This window comes from Arthrobacter sp. zg-Y20, assembly GCF_030142075.1.
Lineage (GTDB): Bacteria > Actinomycetota > Actinomycetes > Actinomycetales > Micrococcaceae > Arthrobacter_B.
This window is the reverse complement of sequence record NZ_CP126241.1, coordinates 455,055-472,509: the sequence shown is the minus strand read 5'-3', so window position 1 is coordinate 472,509 and position 17,455 is coordinate 455,055. Positions and strand designations below refer to the sequence as shown.

Genomic DNA, 17,455 nt, shown 5'->3' with positions numbered 1-17,455 from the left:
CGCCCACCGAATAAAGCACGGCATGGGGCAGCTCACAGTATGGTGTGGGCATGTTCGCATCCGATGCATGGGGGGCCATCATTGAGGACGCCCACCGATATCCGTCACCGCACAACTCACAGCCGATGAAGATCCAGCTGCGCAGCCCGACCGAGGCCACGGTCTACTACGACCTGGACCTGGGGCTGCCCGCGGAGTCCTTTGGCATACCGTTCGGCCATGTATGCGCAGGGGTTTTCCTGGAATCTGTCCGTGTGTGCGCGCGGGTCCGCGGATATGACGTCCGTGAAGACCTCCACCACGATGACATGGACTTCGGGGCCGCTGACCGGCTTCACCTCATCGGTGACCTCACCCTGGTGCCGCGGCCTCCCGACGCGGAGGATGTGGCCTCCTTCGAGGCCTTCCAGGCACGGCAGACCTCCCGCCGGCCGTATGACAACACCGTGGTGGCACCCGCCGCTGTCGAGGAGGCCGAGGCCACGGCACGCCGGCACGGGCAGGAATTCCGCAGCACCAGCGACGCCGCCCTCGTCCGCAGGGTGGTGCACATCAACCAAGCCACCCTGTTCGACGATCTGCGCAAAGACGCCGTGCACCGCGAAATCCTCACGTGGCTGCGTTTCTCCCGCGCCGAAGCCCGGGAGAGCGGTGACGGCCTCAGTGCCGAAACCATGCTGATGCCCGGGCCGGTGCTGCGTTTCGCCATGCACCACCGGGGCCTGTGGGAAGCACCGGTGATCGGGGCGCTCATCCGCCGGATCTATCTGAACACCATGCGGGGCGTGCGCCAGCTGGGCTGGCTGGAGGGGCCCTTCAACGGACCCGCCGACTACGTGGCGGCGGGGCGCACGTTTATGCAGATCTGGCTGGGTTTCACCCGCCGGAATGTATACCTGCATCCGTTCGGCACCGTTATCACCAACCCTCGCTCGCACACCGAGTTCGTACAAGCTGCAGGAGCAACCGAGGGTAACGGGCGGATGGCCTGGATGCTCTTCCGGTTTGGCCACAGCACCCCGCCACCCCCGGCGCACCGGCGCCCTGCTTCTGCCATGATCGTTGACCCCGTCCAGGAGCTGCATCCGTGAAAAAGCTGTTGATCTTCGCCTTTGTTGCCGTGCAGGAACGCTTTGTGCGCCTCTTTATGCCTCGGGTTGCCACCCACAAGCTGCTCCTGCTGCCCGGAATCGAATCGTTCCGCTGGACCATGGGCCGCTGGCGAGCGTGGCGCACCTTTGAACTGGCGGCCCGCAAGGTTCCCGCTTACCGGCAGTTCCTGGCCAAGCAGGACTTCCCGGGCCGGCTCACCGGCAACGGCAAGGTCTGCGACGAGTTCGCGCAGATCCCGGAAATGGATAAGGACAGCTACATCCGCCCGTGGACCACCGCCGAGCGCTGCATCGGCGGCAAACTCCCCCGCCGCGGCGTGGTGGTTGATGAATCCTCGGGCAGCTCAGGGGTGCCCACCAGCTGGGTCCGGGGTCCCGACGAGCGCGAGGCCACCCGGCAGCTGCTGCAGCTGGGCTTTGCCCGGACCGCCGCCGAGCTGGACAAGCAGCCCTTTGTGCTCAATGCGTTCTCCCTGGGTGCGTGGGCCACCGGCATGAACGTCACCTCGTCGCTGACCGACGTCACTATGATCAAGTCGATCGGTCCGGACAAGGACAAGATCATTCAGACCATGCGGGAGTTCGGCCCGGGTTTCACCTACATCATCCTCAGTTACCCGCCCTTCCTGAAGGCCCTCTTCGAGGACCCACGGCTGGACTGGCAGGACTACGACATAGTTGCCGCCTTTGGCGGTGAAGGCATCAGCGAGAACATGCGCGCCCACATTAACCGCTACACGCACGGTGCCTTTGGTTCCTACGGGGCGTCCGACCTGGAGATCAACCTGGCCATTGAAACGGACTTTTCCGTGGCGCTGCGCCAGGCCGTGGCCCGGCATCCGGAACTGGCCGCGCGCATCACCAAGCAGGACGAGTACGGCGTCCTGCCGATGATCTTCCAGTTCAACCCGTACGGCTATTTGATCGAGACCAACGACGCCGGGGAACTGCTGGTGACGATTGTCCGGCGGGAGAACATCAACCCCCGGATCCGCTACAACATCCATGACCGCGGCCATGTGATGCGGGTGCGGGACCTGAAACCGGTGCTGCGCGAGTACGGCCTCCACGACGTGCTGCGCGAGCAGCTGCTGGACCTGCCACTGCTGTTCCACTACGGCCGTTCTGACCTGTCGGTGGACTTCAACGGGGCCGTGGTGGCCCCTGATGCCCTGCGGGACGTCATCTACAACGAGCCGGCGCTGCTCGACGCCGTGGAAAACCACCGGCTCATCAGTTATGAGGACGACGGCGGCAACCGCCAGCTGCACATTGCGCTGCAGCTGACCGAACAGGCAACCGCATCCGGGGCGCTCGACACGGAGCGGTTCCGTCCGCACGTGCTCGCCGAGCTGCGCCGGATGAACGGGGACTTCAACAACGCCATCCGCACCTCCCCCGCTTCATCCCTGCCCACGGTGGCCTTCTACGACTTCCGGACCGGCCCCTTCACCGCCGACGGGCGCAAGCTCAAGAACGAGTACGTATGGCAGCTGGACGGGGATGAAGCCACGCAGTGGGACCTGGATCTGTCCTACGCGGCGCAGCCCTAGCCGATTCCCGCAACCCGCCTAGGCCTTCAGCGCCAGCACAAAGGGCAGCACGGATTCAGCCCCGGCCTCGCGGAGCACCCGGCCCGCTTCGGTCAGGGTCCAGCGGCTGTCCGCAAAATCGTCCACCAGCAGCACCGGTCCCGGGTTGGCCGCGAACCAGGCTGCGCCCTCGGGCGGAACAGCAAACTGGTCCCAGACCGCGGCCAGCCGGAAGGCACTGTTGCCGCCGGGGCCGCCCGTGGGCCCGCCGTGCGGGGCCAGCAGCGCGCCCAGATACGGGATCCGGCCCAGCTCGGACAGGCCGCGGGCCAGGGAGTCCACCAGCTGCGGGTGGGACCGGGACGGAACACTGACTATGGCCACGGGCCGCTGCTCCCAGCCCCACTGCGCCAGCACCTGCACGCAGCCGTTGACCAGGGCGGGATCGGCCGGGGCATCCTCGACGCCGGGAGCGAAGATCTCCCGCAGCCGTCCGCCCCAGCCCAGATCCGTGAGGCGGGCCAGCGCGCGGCCGGAGGACACCGCCTGTGCGGGTTTGATCTTGCCCTTGACCGGCACCCCCAGCCGGTCCATGCCGGAGGGGTACATGCCGCGCGGATCCACTTCCACGCCCACTTTGCTCAGCGCACTGCCGGCGTTCTCGGTGGCCTCGGCAGCGACGTCGTCGGCAAACCAGCGCCCGGCACAGTTGTCGCAGCGCCCGCACGGCGCGGCGGCCGGATCGTCCAGCTGTTCGGAGAGGAACTGCATGCGGCAGCCGGTGGTGCTTTCATAATCGAGCATGGCCTGCTGCTCGCGTACCCGGGCGGCGGCAATGCGTTTGTAGCGTTCGCGGTCGTAATGCCAGGGCTGGCCGGTGCCCCGCCAGCCGCCGGACACCTTCTCCACGGCGCCGTCCACGGCCAGGACCTTCAGCAGCAGCTCCAGCGGCGAGCGCTTGAGGTTCACCCGGGTCTCCAGCACACCGGTGGAAAGCACCGTGCCGCCGGCCAACTCGGCGAGCACCGCGTTGGCGGGTCCTTCCGCGGGCATGGAGGAGGTGGCAAAGTACTGCCAGATGTCGCGGTCCTCAGCGCCGGGCAGCAGCAGCACGTCTGCATTGGGGGTGCCGCGGCCGGCACGTCCCACCTGCTGGTAGTAGGCCACCGGGGAGGACGGGGCGCCCAGGTGCAGGACAAACCCCAGGTCCGGCTTGTCAAAGCCCATGCCCAGCGCACTGGTGGCCACCAGCGCCTTGACCCGGTTCTCCTTCAGGGCCGCTTCGGCTTCCTCCCGGTCCGCCGGATCGGTCCGCCCGGTGTAGGCCAGGACCGGGTGGCCGGCCTTCTGCAGCAGCCTGGCGGTGTCTTCGGCGGCGGAGACGGTCAGGGCGTAGATGATGCCGCTGCCGGGCAGGTCGTCAAGGTGGGTGAGCAGCCAGGCCAGCCGGGAGCGGGCATTGGGCAGCCGCAGTACCCCCAGCCGCAGGCTTTTCCGCGCCAGCGGACCGCGGATGGTGAACACGTCTTCGCCGCCGGAGGCCAGCTGCTCCTCGATGTCCTTCACCACGCGGCTGTTGGCGGTGGCCGTGGTGGCCAGGACCGGCACGGAGGAGGGCAGCTGCTCAATCAGGCTGCGGATCCGGCGGTAGTCCGGGCGGAAGTCGTGGCCCCAGTCGGAAATGCAGTGCGCTTCGTCGATCACCAGCAGCCCCGAGCGGCGGATCAGTTCGGGCAGGTGCTGTTCCCGGAACCCGGGGTTGTTCAGCCGCTCCGGGGAGACCAGCAGCACATCCACCTGGTCGGCTTCCAGCTTGGCGGAAATGTCCTGCCACTCCAGCTGGTTCGCGGAGTTGATGGCCTCGGCGCGCACCCCGGCACGGGCCGCGGCTGCCACCTGGTCCCGCATCAGGGCCAGCAGCGGGGACACAATCAGCGTTGGTCCGGCCCCGCGGGCGCGCAGCAGCAGGCTGGCCACAAAGTAGACGGCGGATTTGCCCCAGCCGGTGCGCTGGACCACCAGGGCCCTACGGCCGCCGGACACCAGCGCTTCGATGGCTTCGAACTGGTCCTGGTGGAACTGCGCGGAATCATTGCCCACCAGCGCGCGCAGCAACTCCACGGCCTCCGCGTGCAGTGCGGAGGATTCCGGGGCACGGTCCTGCGCCGAGTCCTGCATCGAGTCCTGTGCCGTATTCTGTTCCGACTTGAAGGGGGTGCCGTGCGTATCCGTGCGTTCCATACCTTCCACTATCCCAGCCCCGTCTGACTGTTTTCTGCACAGGAATCGGCTTGTGGACAAGACCGCCGCGTCGGGCGCCCCTATAGACTGGCCCACGTGAACAATGCATTCGACCTCTCCGCGTCCTTCAAGGCCTACGACGTCCGCGGCGTCGTAGGCGAGACCATCACTGAACAGATCGTCGAGGCCGTAGGGGCCGCGTTTGTTGACGTTCAGGGCCTGGCCGGGCAGACGGTCCTGGTAGGCGGTGACATGCGTCCGTCGTCGCCGGAGTTCATCCGCGACTTTGCCCGCGGGGCCACCGCGCGCGGCGCCAACGTGCTGCTGCTGGACCTCATCTCCACCGATGAGCTGTACTACGCCTGCGGTGTGCTGAACGCCGCCGGCGTGACCTTCACGGCCAGCCACAACCCGGCCCAGTACAACGGCATCAAGATGGCCAAGGCCGGAGCGGTACCCATCTCCTCGGAAACCGGGCTGAAGGACATCCAGGCGCTCGCCGAGAAGTACCTGAATGACGGCGCCATTCCCGCCGGGGCGCAGACCGGGCAGATCTCGGTCCGCGACGTGCTGGCCGACTACGCCGGCTACCTGCGCAACCTGGTGGATCTCTCCGGCATCCGCCCGCTGAAAGTAGTGGTGGACGCCGGCAACGGCATGGCCGGCATGACCACCCCCGCCGTGCTGGGCAACACCATCCTCCCGGGCCTCCCCCTGGACATCATCCCCCTGTACTTTGAACTGGACGGGTCCTTCCCCAACCACCCGGCCAACCCGCTCGAGCCGGAAAACCTGCGCGACCTGCAGGCCGCCGTCGTCGAACACGGCGCAGACATTGGGCTGGCCTTCGACGGCGACGCCGACCGCTGCTTCGTGATTGACGAAAAGGGCGAGCCGGTCAGCCCCTCCGCCGTCACCGCCCTGGTGGCCCGCCGGGAAATCGCCCGCGCCAAGGCGTCCGGCGAAGAAACCCCGGTGATCATCCACAACCTGATCACCTCCCGCGCCGTTCCGGAGCTGGTGGCGCACGACGGCGGCCGCGCCGTCCGCACCCGGGTGGGCCATTCCTTCATCAAGGCCGTGATGGCCAGCGAAGGGGCGGTCTTCGGCGGGGAGCACTCCGCGCACTACTACTTCCGCGACTTCTACAATGCGGACACCGGCATGCTGGCTGCCATGCACGTCCTGGCCGCCCTGGGCGAGCAGACCCGCGTCCTTTCGGACCTGGCCCGCGAATATGAGCCGTACTTCTCCTCCGGCGAGGTGAACTCCCGGGTCGAAGACGTTCCGGCCGCCGTCGCCCGCGTCCGCGCCGAATACGAGCGCGAGGGCGTCACGGTTGATGCCATGGACGGGCTGACCTTCACTTCCGATGACGGCGCCTGGTGGTTCAACCTGCGCGCCTCCAACACCGAACCCTTCCTGCGGCTGAACGCTGAAGCAGAGGACCTGCCCACCATGGAGCGCGTCCGCGACCACGTACTTGAACTAGTGAGGAAATAAGAACATGGCTGATGTTGAACTGAACGGCAGCGAACCGTCCGCACAGGTCCAGGAGGACCTGAACTCCCTGCTCGGCACCGCGCTGGGCGTCACCCAGGAGCAGCTCGAGGCGCAGGGCGCCTTCCTGCCCGCCGCACTGGTGGTCCAGAACGACGGCGAGCTGCGCATGATCGCCGTCTCGCCGGAAGAAAGCGACGAAGACCTCGATGCCGATGCCATGATCGATGACCTCTACACGGTGCTCACCGAGCAGAAGGGTGAGAACCGTGCCGTGGCCGTGTTCTCCGACATCCACCTGCCGGAGGAAAACACGGACGCCATCCACGTGGTGACCGAGCACTCCGAAGGTGTATGCATTTCGGCCATCCAGACCTACTCCAACGACGGCGACGAGTGGACCTTCAATGAGCCCACCTGGGAATCCGGCGACCGGATTGTCTGGGCTCCCGAAGCCTAGTTAACGGATCCGGATCACGCCGGGTCAAAGCAGCAAAGCAGCAAAACAAAAGGGTGGCCCCGCCGGTTCCGGCGGGGCCACCCTTTTGCTTTTGGTACTGCTGACCGGTCTCAGGCTGCGGCGAAGCGCTCCTTGAGCTCGTCGAGGCGGTCCTGCAGTTCCTGCGGCAGGGTGGCACCGAAGCGGGCGTACCACTCGTCAATACCGTCCAGTTCGGTGGCCCATTCCTGAGGGTCCACCCGTACGGCCTGCTCCACGTCCTCAGGGGTCATGTCCAGGCCGGTGAGGTCAATCGAGTCCCCGGTGGGCACATAGCCGATGGGGGTTTCGACGGCGCCGGCGGTGCCTTCGAGCCGTTCAATGACCCACTTCAGCACCCGGGCGTTGTCGCCGAAGCCGGGCCAGGCGAACCCTCCGTCGGCGGTGCGGCGGAACCAGTTCACCAGGAAGATCTTGGGCAGCTTCTCCTGGTTGGCCTTGCCGCTGAGCTCAATCCAGTGCCGCAGGTAATCCCCGGCGTCGTACCCCATGAAAGGCAGCATGGCCATGGGGTCGCGCCGGACCACACCCACCGCGCCGGCCGCGGCCGCCGTGGTTTCCGAGGAGAGCGTGGATCCCATGAAGATGCCGCTGGCCCAGTCGCGGGCCTCGGTGACCAGCGGGACGGTGGTCTTGCGCCGGCCGCCGAAGAGAATGGCGGAAACGGGCACGCCGTTGGGCGAGTGGTACTCGTCCGCAAGCATGTCGATCTGGTCAATCGGGGTGCAGAAACGCGAATTCGGGTGCGCGGCGGGGTGCCCGGCATCCGGGGTCCACGCGTTGCCCAGCCAGTCGGTCAGGTGCGCCGGTGCCTCATCCGTCATGCCTTCCCACCACACACCGCCGTCGTCGGTCAGGGCGACGTTGGTGAAAATGGAGTTGCCCTTGGCGATGGCGCGCATGGCGTTGGGGTTGGTGCTCCAGCCGGTGCCGGGGGCGACACCGAACAGGCCGGACTCCGGGTTCACGGCCCGCAGTTCGCCTTCCTTGCCGAACCGCATCCAGGTGATGTCATCGCCCAGGGTTTCGACCTTCCAGCCCTCGATCGTGGGATCCAGGAGGGCCAGGTTGGTCTTGCCGCAGGCCGAGGGGAACGCCGCGGAAACGAAGTAGTCCTTCTGCTCCGGGCTGGTGAGCTTGAGGATGAGCATGTGCTCGGCCAGCCAGCCCTCGTCCCGGGCCATGATCGAGGCGATGCGCAGGGCATAGCATTTCTTGCCCAGCAGCGCGTTGCCGCCGTACCCGGATCCGTAGGACCAGATGGAACGGTCCTCAGGAAAGTGCACAATCCACTTCTCGTCGCTGCACGGCCACGGCACGTCCTGCTCGCCCTCGGCCAGCGGGTAGCCCACCGAATGCAGGGCCGGGACAAAGAAAGCGTCCAGTTCCTCCATCTTGCGCAGCACGTCGGTGCCGATGCGCGCCATGATCCGCATGGAGGCCACCACGTAGGCGCTGTCGGTGACTTCGACGCCGAACTTGGGGTCCTCGGCGTCCAGGTGGCCCATCACGAAGGGGACCACGTACATGGTGCGCCCGCGCATGGACCCGGCGAAGAGCCCGTCCAGCTTGGTCCGCATTTCGCCCGGATCCATCCAGTTGTTGGTGAAGCCGGCGTCTTTCCGCTTTTCGGAGCAGATAAAGGTCTGCTCCTCCACCCGTGCCACGTCCTTCGGGTCCGAGAACGCGGCGAACGAGTTCGGGAAGGTCTCAGGGTTGAGCCGGACCAGGGTGCCTGCGTCCACCAGTTCATCGGTCAGGGACCGGTTTTCCTCCTCGGAACCGGTTACCCAGTACACGCGGTCCGGCTGCGTCAGCTCGGCAACTTCGTTCACCCACGCTAGGAGGGCCTGGTGGGTGGTTGGGGCGGCTGCCCCACCCTTTGTGTCCAGCGGCTGGCTGGCAGCGTTTTCGCCGCTCTCATCGAGAACTAGCTGACGCGCGTCATCGCCCATGACTCTTCCCTTCGTTGGGTCAGTGGTGTGTTTTGATGCTAAGTGCGCCGTACCGACCGCTCCGGCGGCAAAGATCGCACCTTTACCGCCGCCGGAAGAGACGGACCCTGAAATCCAAGAGAAATGTGGCTCACAGCCTACTCCAGTGTGACTAACGTCACATAGACCGGTCTAGTGACGCAGCTGACACCTCCTCGAATTGGCGTTGCCCCGGAAAGCCCGCTATAGTTATCTACGGCCAAACAGCCACGAAAGAACTTGAAAGAGTCTTGAAGAACTGAAGAATCACCGGTGAAAATCGGCTCCAGAGGTTTGATAGAGTAGTTCTTATGCGTGCGTAGCTCAACGGATAGAGCATCTGACTACGGATCAGAAGGTTGGGGGTTCGAATCCCTTCGCGCGCACCACTCAGACCCGGTCTGATCAGGAGAAATCCTGGTCAGACCGGGTTTTTTGTTTGCCCGGAATCAGCCTCGTCGTAGTTTAGTCGTAGTTTATTCAGTGAACCCACAGCAGCCATGGGTACGGAAGATCCCTACGTCGAAGGCCAGAGACTTCGATGTGCCGCTTCTCGCCCAACACGCACGGGCCTAGATCAGTCCCCTCCGCGGGACGTCTCCAGCTGCACGGCTACCGTTTCCTTTTCAACGCTTTGAGGATGGCCCCCCTTGCTTCACGGAACTGGTCATGGGCAACCTCAGGACCCTGTTCGTCTGCCACTTGACCGGTCAACCCTGCCGTCGCCGCAACGAAATTGTTGGCGTGGAAAGCGAGGTCAGGCGTCGCAGAAATATCGAGATACCTAGCGATCGCCTGCATGGCGTCGATCCGCCCCCGCTGCAGATCAGCCGTTGTTTGGCTCTCCGCGTGGCGTCGCGGGTTCTCGTACATCCCGAGGGAGTACCTATCCCCCAGGGCAACCAGTTCGGCACCTTTACTGCGAATCCGTTCCAGGCTCTGGGCTTGGTGCTGCCACCACACGGCAACGAATCCAACGCCAGCGCCCAGAAGCGCCCCAATTATTCCTGTCCAGCCATCCATGGGAGGAGCCTTACTGTGGGACCGGGAGAAACCTCAGGATCACACTATGGCGGCCTGCACGGATCCGGAAGCCCACCCCCTAGCCCTGAGCAGGCCCCGATTTATCCGTGCGAGATCACCAGTTCCGCCGCCAGATGTGACCTCGGAGCTCCAGGGACCGGGAGCGCACGACGATCCCATGTGCGCGGACCCTGTAGGCTCGCGTGCATGTTTATGGGGATTGATAGAGACGCTTGGATCTCGCTCTGGGCCGGCGCGTTAGGCGCCGTGCCCGCAGCGGTTATGTCGGCCGCCGTAGCCGCATGGGTTGCGGTAACGGTATTGAACAGATCGAATGCGCACCAGCGACTAATTGCAGCGGACGCGGCCACGGAGCAAGCGCGACTCTCGAAAATGCAACTCGAAGAACAAAAGAGACTGAGCGAAGCACAGCTTGCCGAGCAACGGGACGAAGCGGAACGAGTTCGGCGCAACCAGGTCATGGCCGACTTGCTGGGATCAGCCAACGGCTTTGGCGTTGCTGCCGCTGTTAGTCCTGACGCCGTGGACGCCCAGCGGGTCCAATTTGCTACGCATACATACCGCTGGGAAATGGAGATCGACGATCGCAACAGCAATCTGGAGCTCCTGGCGTGGGCCAACATACTGTGGAAGCCTGCCCGGTATCTTGCGCAGCTGAATGAAGCACCTGCTGAGACGCGTAGTGCGTGGACGCGATTCCTCGGCGAAGTCGAAACAGCGTTCACCTCTTCCGGAATCGTCCTTTCTTCAGCGGACAGCCCGGGTCGCACTGAATTCCTCGGGTTCATGAAGGAAACGCGAGGCAACCTCGAGAACCGCTGGCGCGATGAACTGTCGAATATGCCAGGCGCTCCGTTCACGGTCGCGAGCGGATCGTCTTCCAATTGAAGAAGCACTACTCCACGCGGCGGAACTTGCCCAGAGCAGTGGAGCTGTCCGGTGCGAGTGTCTCGCGCTCGATGTAGTGCTTCCACGTCACGGAATCACCACCGCTATGTCCCAGTTGCGCGGCCGCGGTCATGGAATCCTTTTCCCGGGTGATAAGTGTGGCCACGGCACGGCGGAAGGCACGAGGTTCGACAGATCCCCACTTCGCGCCCCTGGCATCTCGCCATAGCCGATGGAAGTTCGCAGGCTCCAACGGACCGCCGAACTTATTCGGGAAGACCAGATCAGAGGCTGCGGCGATCCGCCGACGTCGCAGCATGGAGACCGCGAATTCGGGAAGCTTCAGGGTTCGGACGCTCGTTGCTGTCTTGGGGTGCGGCTGTCGGTGCAGGCCGTTCACGGAATCCCGTTTCACAGTGCCTGTCACGGTGAGTGTGCCGGCCTTCAAATCAACGTCCTGGTGCCGCACTGCCAGCAGTTCGCCCGGGCGAAGACCCGTGCCTATGAACAGGTCCACCATGTCCACCATCGAATCGCGGCCCTTCCTCCTGAGTGCCCAGGCAGCGATGTCGGCTCTCAGCTCCAGGACTTCCTCCACTGTCAACGCCTTCACCACACTCTTCGTGGCGCGCGGCAACTTCGTATCCGTCACCGGGTTGGCCGGTACAGCGTCATATCGGGACGCCATTGCGAACATCATGTTGAGCACTATTCGGGAGCGGCGAGCAACGGTAGGCATGTCCTCCGGGCAGCTGCGGAGGAATGAATCTAGTCGTGCCGTAGTGGCTTCCCGCAGGCGGACGTTGCTGAGCTGAGGGTTGATGTACTTCTCAATGATCTTGCCGTAGGCATCTTTGGTCGACTGCGATTGGTCTACCGTTGCTAGCCAGCTCTTAGCCAAGACTGGAATCAGGGTGTCGGGAGTGATCTCCTCACCCGAGACCCGGCGTCGGCCCTCCATTTTCTCGGTGATGTTTCGTAGGGCCGCCGCCCTGGAAGCACCGGTGGCTGTAATGCGACGGGATATCCCATCGAGATCTCTGTAGATCGTGCGTGCGGTAATGACTCGGCGCTCGCCTGTGACTATCGGAGAGGCCGGGAGCAGATTCCTCGAGCCGAGTTTTTCTTCGAGGCGCAGCTGTGCCTTCGCTGCCGTGTCTCCCTGCGCAGAGAGGGGACGGCTCTCGTCGTTCAGCCTGTAGGTGCAAGTGGCGTGCCACGAGGCAACGATGTCCACTTTGATCTCACCATGGCCGCCAATGGGCAGCGGGGCTCGCCCCCTCATCGGAAATAGCTGGGCGCTGTGGGCATCAAGCGCCCCTTTCCAATGTCCGCAGGGTTCGTTCGAGGACGAACTTCTCTTCGTCGGTGAGAGTCTCTATCCGGGCATGGAGCATGTCGAGGTCGACGTCCAGGTAGTGGGCGAGTTCCTCCGGGTGGCTGGAGCACCAGCGGAGACCGTCTTCGAGGAGATGTACTGGGATGAGCCGCCGGGCCGCCTCCAGTTCGACGATGCGTTCCTGCTTTGCGTCAAACCAGTGATCTTCGCATTGGCTGTCCCCGCGCTCTGCATGGACCCGTTCGTGGGCTTCCGTCGACCTGCGGGTTGCGGGGTCGCAGCGCGGGTCGATGATGATGATATCCAGCACCCTGTCATACACCCCCGTCATATCTCCTGGCAGATACGCGTAAACGACTTCAGTCGTCTTCGAGACCATCCTCTTTTTTCCCCTTACCCCTGCGTGCTGCTGCGCGTCCGACAATGCTAGAGACGTCCTCCGACGTTTCCCGACGGAGGGGAATCACGGGAGCGTAGTCGTCCGGGGTTTGAGCAGCGCGTTCGGCCTGGTCCATGACGGCGCCAACAGATACGCCGAGTGCGCGACAGATTTGCACGAGCTGTTCGAGGTCAACGACGCGCTGCCCGCTGAGGATGCGGGAAATTGTGGATTGCGGGATCCCTGTTTCGCGGCTCAGTGAGGACTGGCTGGCGTTGCGGTAAGCAATCTGGGCGCGGAGTACGGCCGGCACCGCGTCAAGGACAGGATCGTTAGACATGTCCAAAAATTACCACGACACGCATAAGTGTTTCAATACTTGACCTGCCTATGCGGATACGCATAGATTATGCGCATGACTTCAACTACCTACCCGAGACTGCCGGATGCACCGCCGGGTCCGAGTGAGGACGCGATCCTCGGGGAAATCCTCGCAGAAGCAGCTAGACAGGGCATCAGTACGTCGACACTCCAGCGGCAGGCGGGTATCTCAAAGAACATCTTCTGGAGGATCCGCCGCCGTGAGCGCCACCTGGAACTCACCCACTTCCTGGACCTGTGCCGGGTGGTGGGTAAGGGCCCGACGGAGATCATCCAGCAGGCCGAGCTCAACGCACTCCGCCAGATGGAGGCCGCCCACGGGCGCCCGCTAACTGCCATCCCCTGAACTCTCCGGCGGTCGACCCCCATGGGCCGCCGGAGTGCCGGGGCCGGTTGCTTCTTCCCCCAAGCGAGCAGCCGGCCCCACCCCACAACTAAAGAGGCGGCTCAGCATCTCGCCAAAGAATCACTGAGCCGCCTCACCCAATCCTCAAGCCGCCGCCCTCTCGGGTGTCCGGCTCTCGAATCAAGGCAAGGATACCAACGCCCATGGATGCTGCCACCCCCGAAGCCGGAGCCCTGACACAGTACTTCCGGCTCCTTCCCGCCTCCCCCGCCGGCCCTGAAAGCCCGGCCGTCCGGAAAGCAGCGTTCGAACAGTCCCGCCGGCAGCAGCTGGCGGAGCGCACGTTCAACGCAGCGAGCGACACAGTCAAGGCAATCGGCACGGTCCGCACCTTCGACCGGACCGGCCACATCCTGGACGCACTCGGGCACCTCATCGCAAACGCGGAAGCCACACTGGCCAGCGCCAAAGCACTAGAGGCAGACATCCGAGAGAAGGCCGGCTCGAAGTCTGCCGACAAGGGCACCGTCATTGACGTGCAGTTCGATCCTGCAACTCCCCTCCGCGTTGCCCAGGCCGACTTCAACCGGCGCGTCCGTCCCAATGCCTAGCGAGTACCGGACCAGGCGAGACGCCTACGTCCAACCCAAGGGCCACCGTCCTTTCAAAGACCCGGCCAAGCTCGACTTCCGCGACAAGGCAGAGCAGAAGGCCCAACTGACCAGCTACGCACGCTCGAAGTGGCCCCGTGCCCGCCGCATCGACATCGACCTGAACTCCCGGGAGATCGTCGTCGACGGCCGGCCGGTAGCCAACTTCGCACTCCACGAACCGAGGACACCATGACCCGACGCCCCTCCCCCGCTGTTGCAGCCCGCCGACGTCGCGCCTTGCTTTGGTTTCCGCTCATAGTCCTGGGTTCCTTCGTCTACCTCGCCGCGTACGAAGCGATGGGCTTGAACAGCCTGGCCATGCTGGGCGCTGCGGCCCTCATCGCTGGGGCCGCAGGCTTCGCCGCCGAGGTCGGCAAATGAGCGACACCAGCCCCGCGGCGCCTGACCTCGACGAGCAGCTGAAAGAGCAGCTGCTCGGAGCCGAACGCTCAGCCGCAGACGCCTGCAGGGCTTTCGCGGACGGCGACCGAGCCTCCGCCACGCTCCACCTGGTCAACGCCCTGATCTTCACCGAGACAGCAGACAGCATCACCGAACAGATGAAGGAACACCAGCCATGACGACCACGACCGCCGCAAAACCGGCGAAGGCCAAAGCCGCCGCCAAGCCCAAAGCCTCGCCCCGCACCGCCTCGCGCACGAAACCGCAGGTAGCAAATACCGCTTTCGAGATGCTGCCCCTCGCACAGGTCCGGCCCGCAGCGCACAACATCCGCATGGACGTCGGCGACGTTACCGAACTGGCCGACTCCATCAAGGGCCAGGGCGTCATCCAGCCACTGACCGTCTCGCCGCACCCCACCCTCGAGGGCGACTACATCCTGATCGCCGGCCACCGCCGCTTGGCCGCTGCCAAGAAGGCCGGTCTCGACGTCGTCCCCTGCGTCATCAACCGCACCCTCACCACTCAGGCCAAGCAGGTCCAAGCGATGCTGGTCGAGAACCTGCAGCGCGCCGACATCACCCCGGTCGAGGAGGCCAACGCCTACCAGTACCTCCTCGACCTTCCCGGCTACACGGTCCAGAGCATCGCAAAGGAAACCGGGCGCTCGCAGAAGACCGTCAGGGAGCGCGTGAAGCTGACCAAGCTCACCGACGCTGTGAAGGACGGCGTCGACGGCGGGCAGGTGACCTTGGAGCGCGCATTGGTCCTGGCTGACTTCGCAGGCGACGCCGAAGCCACGCAGGCCTTGGAGAAGGTTGTTGCCGGTGCGTCTCCGAACTCTTGGGAGTACGAGGTGAAGCGCCAGACCCGGCGCCGAGAGTGGGCGCAGCGCATGCCGAAGGTCCGGGAGGACCTCGAAGCGGCAGGGGTCCGGATTGTTGACCGCCCGAAGGGCCCGTCCCACGAATGGGAATACCAGCCGATCTACACGCCCAGCCAGCTGACCTATGGCCAGCGGGCGGAACTGGGCCACTACGCCCTCATCGATGCGACCTCCGTCGACGAGTACTACAGCGTGGACGGGGTCGTCTGGCTAAAGGACCGGGTGCAGGCCGAACCTGTGGAGAAAACCCCGGAAGAGGTTGCGGCCGACCAGCTCCGCGCCGACCTGAACCAGGGCCTGCAGCTGATGAAGGAAGTCCGCGACGAGCAGCTCCGCGCCGCCATCAAGGCAGCCACGGAGGATCAGGGCAAAGCCGCCCTCGTGCAGCTGATCATGCACCGGGCCCCGTACATCGGCCTGCACGCAATCGCCCGGGTCGCGGAGATCACCTACGCACACGGAGAAGACGAGGACGAGGGTGCTGCCCTTGAAGAGGTTGCCGGGCTCCTGGCCGGCCTTCCGCTGCCCCGTATTGCCCTTGTCCTGCACTTCCTCATGGTCCAGCAGGAGAACGAGCTTAGCCAGCTCACCGGTTGGAGCGGGGCCCATTACATGCGCTCGGCCCGCGTCTGGATTGACTCGCTGGCCCCGGTGTACGGGTACGAGCTTTCCGACGTCGAGAAGCAGGCCATCGAGTACCACCAGCCGAAGCCGGCTCCGACTGCAGAGGAGGCCGAGTAATGCCCAAGACCGAAGGAGCCAGCTCGAAGCCGGCCAACAACTACCCGCCCCTCGAACGGTGCAATTCCTGCCTCGGCGTAATCAACCTGCAAACCGGCGAATGTCGGTGCAGCTGACCATGGCCACGCTCCCGAATCTGCGGACGAAGAGCAGCGTTGCCCGCCTCGCCGGCCGGGAGGCCGCGAGCCCAGACCAGATCCGCCTCCTGCAGGCCACGTCCCCGTGGTTCACAGACTACCTGCTCGGCCGACGGCGCCGCGGCGTCCACGTCCTCGGGACCCGCTGGGAAGAACTCCTCCTGTGAGCCCGGTCCGGCAAGTCGACGGCTACTGGATCCGCGAAGCCAAAACAGGCCAGGAACACGCCGGCCGAATCACCTGCAATAACAACACGACCCGTCCTCAAACCAGCTCCGAAAGGCCAACGATGACCCCCGACCAGCTGATAACCAAAGCAATCCACTGCCTCAACACTGGCCAACCCAACCTTGCCAAGCTCTACATGAAGAAAGGCGCCGCCACCATCCGCGAGCAGCGCCGCCGAATAGCCACCGAAAAGTTCGAACTCATCTACGGGGCGTTTCTCCCGCGTGCCATGGGCGGAATCAACCTCAGCGCAGAGACCCCGGGAACCCCATCTGCAATCGCCTTGGCAGTCGACAGAGTCAGCCTCGCAGCACGCCTGGGCATCATTCCCGCACCGTTGCTAGTGGACGCCCCGTGACCATCATCAACGCAAACGACCTCCACACCGTGCTCGCCGGCGGACTCTCACGCAAGACCATCGACGTGAACACTAAGGACCTCCGCCAGGCGCTGCAGTCCGTACTCCCTCACGTCGCCACCGACGAGGCCTACGGCAGCCTCACCCGTGTCCATATCAACGTCACCGACACCAACCTCTACGTGCAGGCCACCAACACTGCTTCCGCAACGCTGGCCATCGCGTCCGTATGGGAATCCGAAGGACTCACCGGCGACCCCAACGAGGACTCCTTCGAGCTGGCGGCCGAGACAGCCAAGGAACTGCTTACCCTCTTCAAGCCCTCGAAAAAGTCACCCGAGGACGAGATAGGCGACGCGCTCCGCATCACCATCACCCCGAAGGAACTCCGCTTCCTCGATGTCTCCGGCCTCTTCCCCGGCAAGACCTTCACCGTCCCCAACGCCGAACCGGACCGCAGCTACCCCAACCTCCCCAAACTCATGCTCCACGCGCTCGCCGCTGAGGTCAGCGTTCCTGCGCGCATCGTGACTAACGGGAAGCTACTGCAGCTGTTCGCCCATGCGGCCGCGGCGTACAAGCAGCCGCTGACCATCGAACCCACAGAGATGACGTCCCGCATGCTCATCAGCTGCGGCGAATCCTTCCTGGGCATCCTCCTGCCGATCAAAGCGGAGGACGGCTCCGAGATCGCGAACGACCTCTACCAGTGGCGGACCGCTTGGTACGACCGGCTGCCCGAGCTGAGCAGCAGCGGCAGCCTGGACATCTTCAACGAACGTGCCCGGGACTTCCGGGCCAACGACTGACCGAGAG

Annotated in this window: 20 protein-coding genes and 1 tRNA gene; 15 read left to right on the top strand and 6 right to left on the bottom strand. The window is 64.7% G+C overall.

Features of this window, described 5'->3' with window-relative positions; translation table 11 throughout:
* The first annotated feature begins 50 nt into the window (after positions 1 to 50).
* Positions 51 to 1,091, top strand: coding sequence for a nitroreductase family protein (locus tag QNO06_RS02405; RefSeq protein ID WP_227913211.1), 1,041 nt, complete (start codon positions 51 to 53; stop codon positions 1,089 to 1,091).
* The gene (locus QNO06_RS02400; RefSeq protein WP_227913210.1) at positions 1,088 to 2,665 is read left to right on the top strand and encodes a phenylacetate--CoA ligase family protein; all 1,578 of its coding nucleotides are present in this window, start codon (positions 1,088 to 1,090) and stop codon (positions 2,663 to 2,665) included. The genes QNO06_RS02405 and QNO06_RS02400 overlap by 4 nt, the downstream gene beginning before the upstream one ends.
* 18 nt (positions 2,666 to 2,683) lie before the next feature.
* Here the strand turns inward: QNO06_RS02400 and QNO06_RS02395 are convergent, their stop codons facing one another.
* Positions 2,684 to 4,822 (bottom strand): RecQ family ATP-dependent DNA helicase, encoded by a 2,139-nt coding sequence (locus QNO06_RS02395; protein ID WP_227913346.1) that lies wholly within the window; start codon positions 4,820 to 4,822, stop codon positions 2,684 to 2,686.
* Positions 4,823 to 4,981: 159 nt separating this feature from the next.
* On the opposite strand from QNO06_RS02395, the gene QNO06_RS02390 reads away from it, so the two are divergent.
* Together QNO06_RS02390 and QNO06_RS02385 are read left to right on the top strand one after the other, a co-directional pair.
* A complete protein-coding gene (locus QNO06_RS02390; RefSeq protein ID WP_227913209.1) occupies positions 4,982 to 6,388 on the top strand; it encodes a phosphomannomutase/phosphoglucomutase in 1,407 nt (468 codons plus the stop codon).
* A 4-nt stretch (positions 6,389 to 6,392) separates the two neighbouring features.
* Positions 6,393 to 6,845, top strand: coding sequence for a hypothetical protein (locus QNO06_RS02385; RefSeq protein WP_227913207.1), 453 nt, complete (start codon positions 6,393 to 6,395; stop codon positions 6,843 to 6,845).
* A gap of 110 nt (positions 6,846 to 6,955) precedes the next feature.
* Here QNO06_RS02385 and QNO06_RS02380 read toward each other — a convergent pair whose 3' ends face one another.
* Positions 6,956 to 8,839, bottom strand: a complete 1,884-nt coding sequence (locus tag QNO06_RS02380; protein ID WP_227913206.1) for a phosphoenolpyruvate carboxykinase (GTP) — start codon at positions 8,837 to 8,839, stop codon at positions 6,956 to 6,958.
* Positions 8,840 to 9,170: 331 nt separating this feature from the next.
* Here QNO06_RS02380 and QNO06_RS02375 point away from each other — a divergent pair.
* Positions 9,171 to 9,246, top strand: a tRNA-Arg gene (locus QNO06_RS02375).
* Positions 9,247 to 9,469: 223 nt separating this feature from the next.
* On the opposite strand, the gene QNO06_RS02370 is transcribed toward QNO06_RS02375, so the two are convergent.
* Positions 9,470 to 9,880: a hypothetical protein gene (locus QNO06_RS02370; protein WP_227913205.1), complete on the bottom strand. Its 411-nt coding sequence runs from the start codon at positions 9,878 to 9,880 to the stop codon at positions 9,470 to 9,472.
* A 207-nt stretch (positions 9,881 to 10,087) separates the two neighbouring features.
* On the opposite strand from QNO06_RS02370, the gene QNO06_RS02365 reads away from it, so the two are divergent.
* Positions 10,088 to 10,789 (top strand): hypothetical protein, encoded by a 702-nt coding sequence (locus QNO06_RS02365; RefSeq protein ID WP_227913204.1) that lies wholly within the window; start codon positions 10,088 to 10,090, stop codon positions 10,787 to 10,789.
* A 7-nt stretch (positions 10,790 to 10,796) separates the two neighbouring features.
* On the opposite strand, the gene QNO06_RS02360 is transcribed toward QNO06_RS02365, so the two are convergent.
* From QNO06_RS02360 to QNO06_RS02350, 3 genes are all read right to left on the bottom strand, one after another.
* Complete coding sequence (locus tag QNO06_RS02360) at positions 10,797 to 12,026, bottom strand: site-specific integrase (RefSeq protein ID WP_227913203.1); 1,230 nt, start codon at positions 12,024 to 12,026, stop codon at positions 10,797 to 10,799.
* Between the two features lie 73 nt (positions 12,027 to 12,099).
* Positions 12,100 to 12,507 carry a hypothetical protein gene (locus tag QNO06_RS02355; RefSeq protein ID WP_227913202.1) on the bottom strand — a complete coding sequence of 136 codons (408 nt, stop codon included), beginning with the start codon at positions 12,505 to 12,507 and terminating at the stop codon, positions 12,100 to 12,102.
* The gene (locus QNO06_RS02350) at positions 12,488 to 12,847 is read right to left on the bottom strand and encodes a helix-turn-helix domain-containing protein (RefSeq protein WP_227913201.1); all 360 of its coding nucleotides are present in this window, start codon (positions 12,845 to 12,847) and stop codon (positions 12,488 to 12,490) included. Before QNO06_RS02350 ends, QNO06_RS02355 begins: the two co-directional genes overlap by 20 nt.
* A 75-nt stretch (positions 12,848 to 12,922) precedes the next feature.
* Between QNO06_RS02350 and QNO06_RS02345 the strand changes: the two genes are divergently transcribed.
* From QNO06_RS02345 to QNO06_RS02305, 9 genes are all read left to right on the top strand, one after another.
* Positions 12,923 to 13,234, top strand: coding sequence for a helix-turn-helix domain-containing protein (locus QNO06_RS02345; protein WP_227913198.1), 312 nt, complete (start codon positions 12,923 to 12,925; stop codon positions 13,232 to 13,234).
* Positions 13,235 to 13,437: 203 nt separating this feature from the next.
* Positions 13,438 to 13,845 (top strand): hypothetical protein, encoded by a 408-nt coding sequence (locus tag QNO06_RS02340; protein WP_227913196.1) that lies wholly within the window; start codon positions 13,438 to 13,440, stop codon positions 13,843 to 13,845.
* A complete protein-coding gene (locus QNO06_RS02335) occupies positions 13,838 to 14,080 on the top strand; it encodes a hypothetical protein (protein WP_227913195.1) in 243 nt (80 codons plus the stop codon). Before QNO06_RS02340 ends, QNO06_RS02335 begins: the two co-directional genes overlap by 8 nt.
* A complete protein-coding gene (locus QNO06_RS02330) occupies positions 14,077 to 14,268 on the top strand; it encodes a hypothetical protein (RefSeq protein WP_227913194.1) in 192 nt (63 codons plus the stop codon). The genes QNO06_RS02335 and QNO06_RS02330 overlap by 4 nt, the downstream gene beginning before the upstream one ends.
* A complete protein-coding gene (locus QNO06_RS02325; protein WP_227913192.1) occupies positions 14,265 to 14,468 on the top strand; it encodes a hypothetical protein in 204 nt (67 codons plus the stop codon). Before QNO06_RS02330 ends, QNO06_RS02325 begins: the two co-directional genes overlap by 4 nt.
* Positions 14,465 to 15,916: a ParB/RepB/Spo0J family partition protein gene (locus tag QNO06_RS02320; RefSeq protein ID WP_227913189.1), complete on the top strand. Its 1,452-nt coding sequence runs from the start codon at positions 14,465 to 14,467 to the stop codon at positions 15,914 to 15,916. The genes QNO06_RS02325 and QNO06_RS02320 overlap by 4 nt, the downstream gene beginning before the upstream one ends.
* A 100-nt stretch (positions 15,917 to 16,016) precedes the next feature.
* The gene (locus tag QNO06_RS02315) at positions 16,017 to 16,220 is read left to right on the top strand and encodes a hypothetical protein (RefSeq protein ID WP_227913187.1); all 204 of its coding nucleotides are present in this window, start codon (positions 16,017 to 16,019) and stop codon (positions 16,218 to 16,220) included.
* 122 nt (positions 16,221 to 16,342) lie between these two features.
* Positions 16,343 to 16,639, top strand: coding sequence for a hypothetical protein (locus QNO06_RS02310; RefSeq protein WP_227913186.1), 297 nt, complete (start codon positions 16,343 to 16,345; stop codon positions 16,637 to 16,639).
* Entirely contained in the window at positions 16,636 to 17,448 is an 813-nt protein-coding gene (locus QNO06_RS02305; RefSeq protein ID WP_227913185.1) for a hypothetical protein, read from the top strand. Before QNO06_RS02310 ends, QNO06_RS02305 begins: the two co-directional genes overlap by 4 nt.
* Positions 17,449 to 17,455 lie beyond the last annotated feature (7 nt).

What these genes read in the sequence shown, in the direction of transcription:
- QNO06_RS02405 (WP_227913211.1), top strand. Translation starts at nt 51, where the DNA reads ATGTTCGCATCCGATGCATGGGGGGCCATCATTGAGGACGCCCACCGA.
- QNO06_RS02395 (WP_227913346.1), bottom strand. Translation starts at nt 4,822, where the DNA reads ATGCAGGACTCGGCGCAGGACCGTGCCCCGGAATCCTCCGCACTGCAC.
- QNO06_RS02385 (WP_227913207.1), top strand. Translation starts at nt 6,393, where the DNA reads ATGGCTGATGTTGAACTGAACGGCAGCGAACCGTCCGCACAGGTCCAG.
- QNO06_RS02380 (WP_227913206.1), bottom strand. Translation starts at nt 8,839, where the DNA reads ATGGGCGATGACGCGCGTCAGCTAGTTCTCGATGAGAGCGGCGAAAAC.
- QNO06_RS02370 (WP_227913205.1), bottom strand. Translation starts at nt 9,880, where the DNA reads ATGGATGGCTGGACAGGAATAATTGGGGCGCTTCTGGGCGCTGGCGTT.
- QNO06_RS02365 (WP_227913204.1), top strand. Translation starts at nt 10,088, where the DNA reads ATGTTTATGGGGATTGATAGAGACGCTTGGATCTCGCTCTGGGCCGGC.
- QNO06_RS02355 (WP_227913202.1), bottom strand. Translation starts at nt 12,507, where the DNA reads ATGGTCTCGAAGACGACTGAAGTCGTTTACGCGTATCTGCCAGGAGAT.
- QNO06_RS02350 (WP_227913201.1), bottom strand. Translation starts at nt 12,847, where the DNA reads ATGTCTAACGATCCTGTCCTTGACGCGGTGCCGGCCGTACTCCGCGCC.
- QNO06_RS02345 (WP_227913198.1), top strand. Translation starts at nt 12,923, where the DNA reads ATGACTTCAACTACCTACCCGAGACTGCCGGATGCACCGCCGGGTCCG.
- QNO06_RS02340 (WP_227913196.1), top strand. Translation starts at nt 13,438, where the DNA reads ATGGATGCTGCCACCCCCGAAGCCGGAGCCCTGACACAGTACTTCCGG.
- QNO06_RS02335 (WP_227913195.1), top strand. Translation starts at nt 13,838, where the DNA reads ATGCCTAGCGAGTACCGGACCAGGCGAGACGCCTACGTCCAACCCAAG.
- QNO06_RS02330 (WP_227913194.1), top strand. Translation starts at nt 14,077, where the DNA reads ATGACCCGACGCCCCTCCCCCGCTGTTGCAGCCCGCCGACGTCGCGCC.
- QNO06_RS02325 (WP_227913192.1), top strand. Translation starts at nt 14,265, where the DNA reads ATGAGCGACACCAGCCCCGCGGCGCCTGACCTCGACGAGCAGCTGAAA.
- QNO06_RS02320 (WP_227913189.1), top strand. Translation starts at nt 14,465, where the DNA reads ATGACGACCACGACCGCCGCAAAACCGGCGAAGGCCAAAGCCGCCGCC.
- QNO06_RS02315 (WP_227913187.1), top strand. Translation starts at nt 16,017, where the DNA reads ATGTCGGTGCAGCTGACCATGGCCACGCTCCCGAATCTGCGGACGAAG.
- QNO06_RS02310 (WP_227913186.1), top strand. Translation starts at nt 16,343, where the DNA reads ATGACCCCCGACCAGCTGATAACCAAAGCAATCCACTGCCTCAACACT.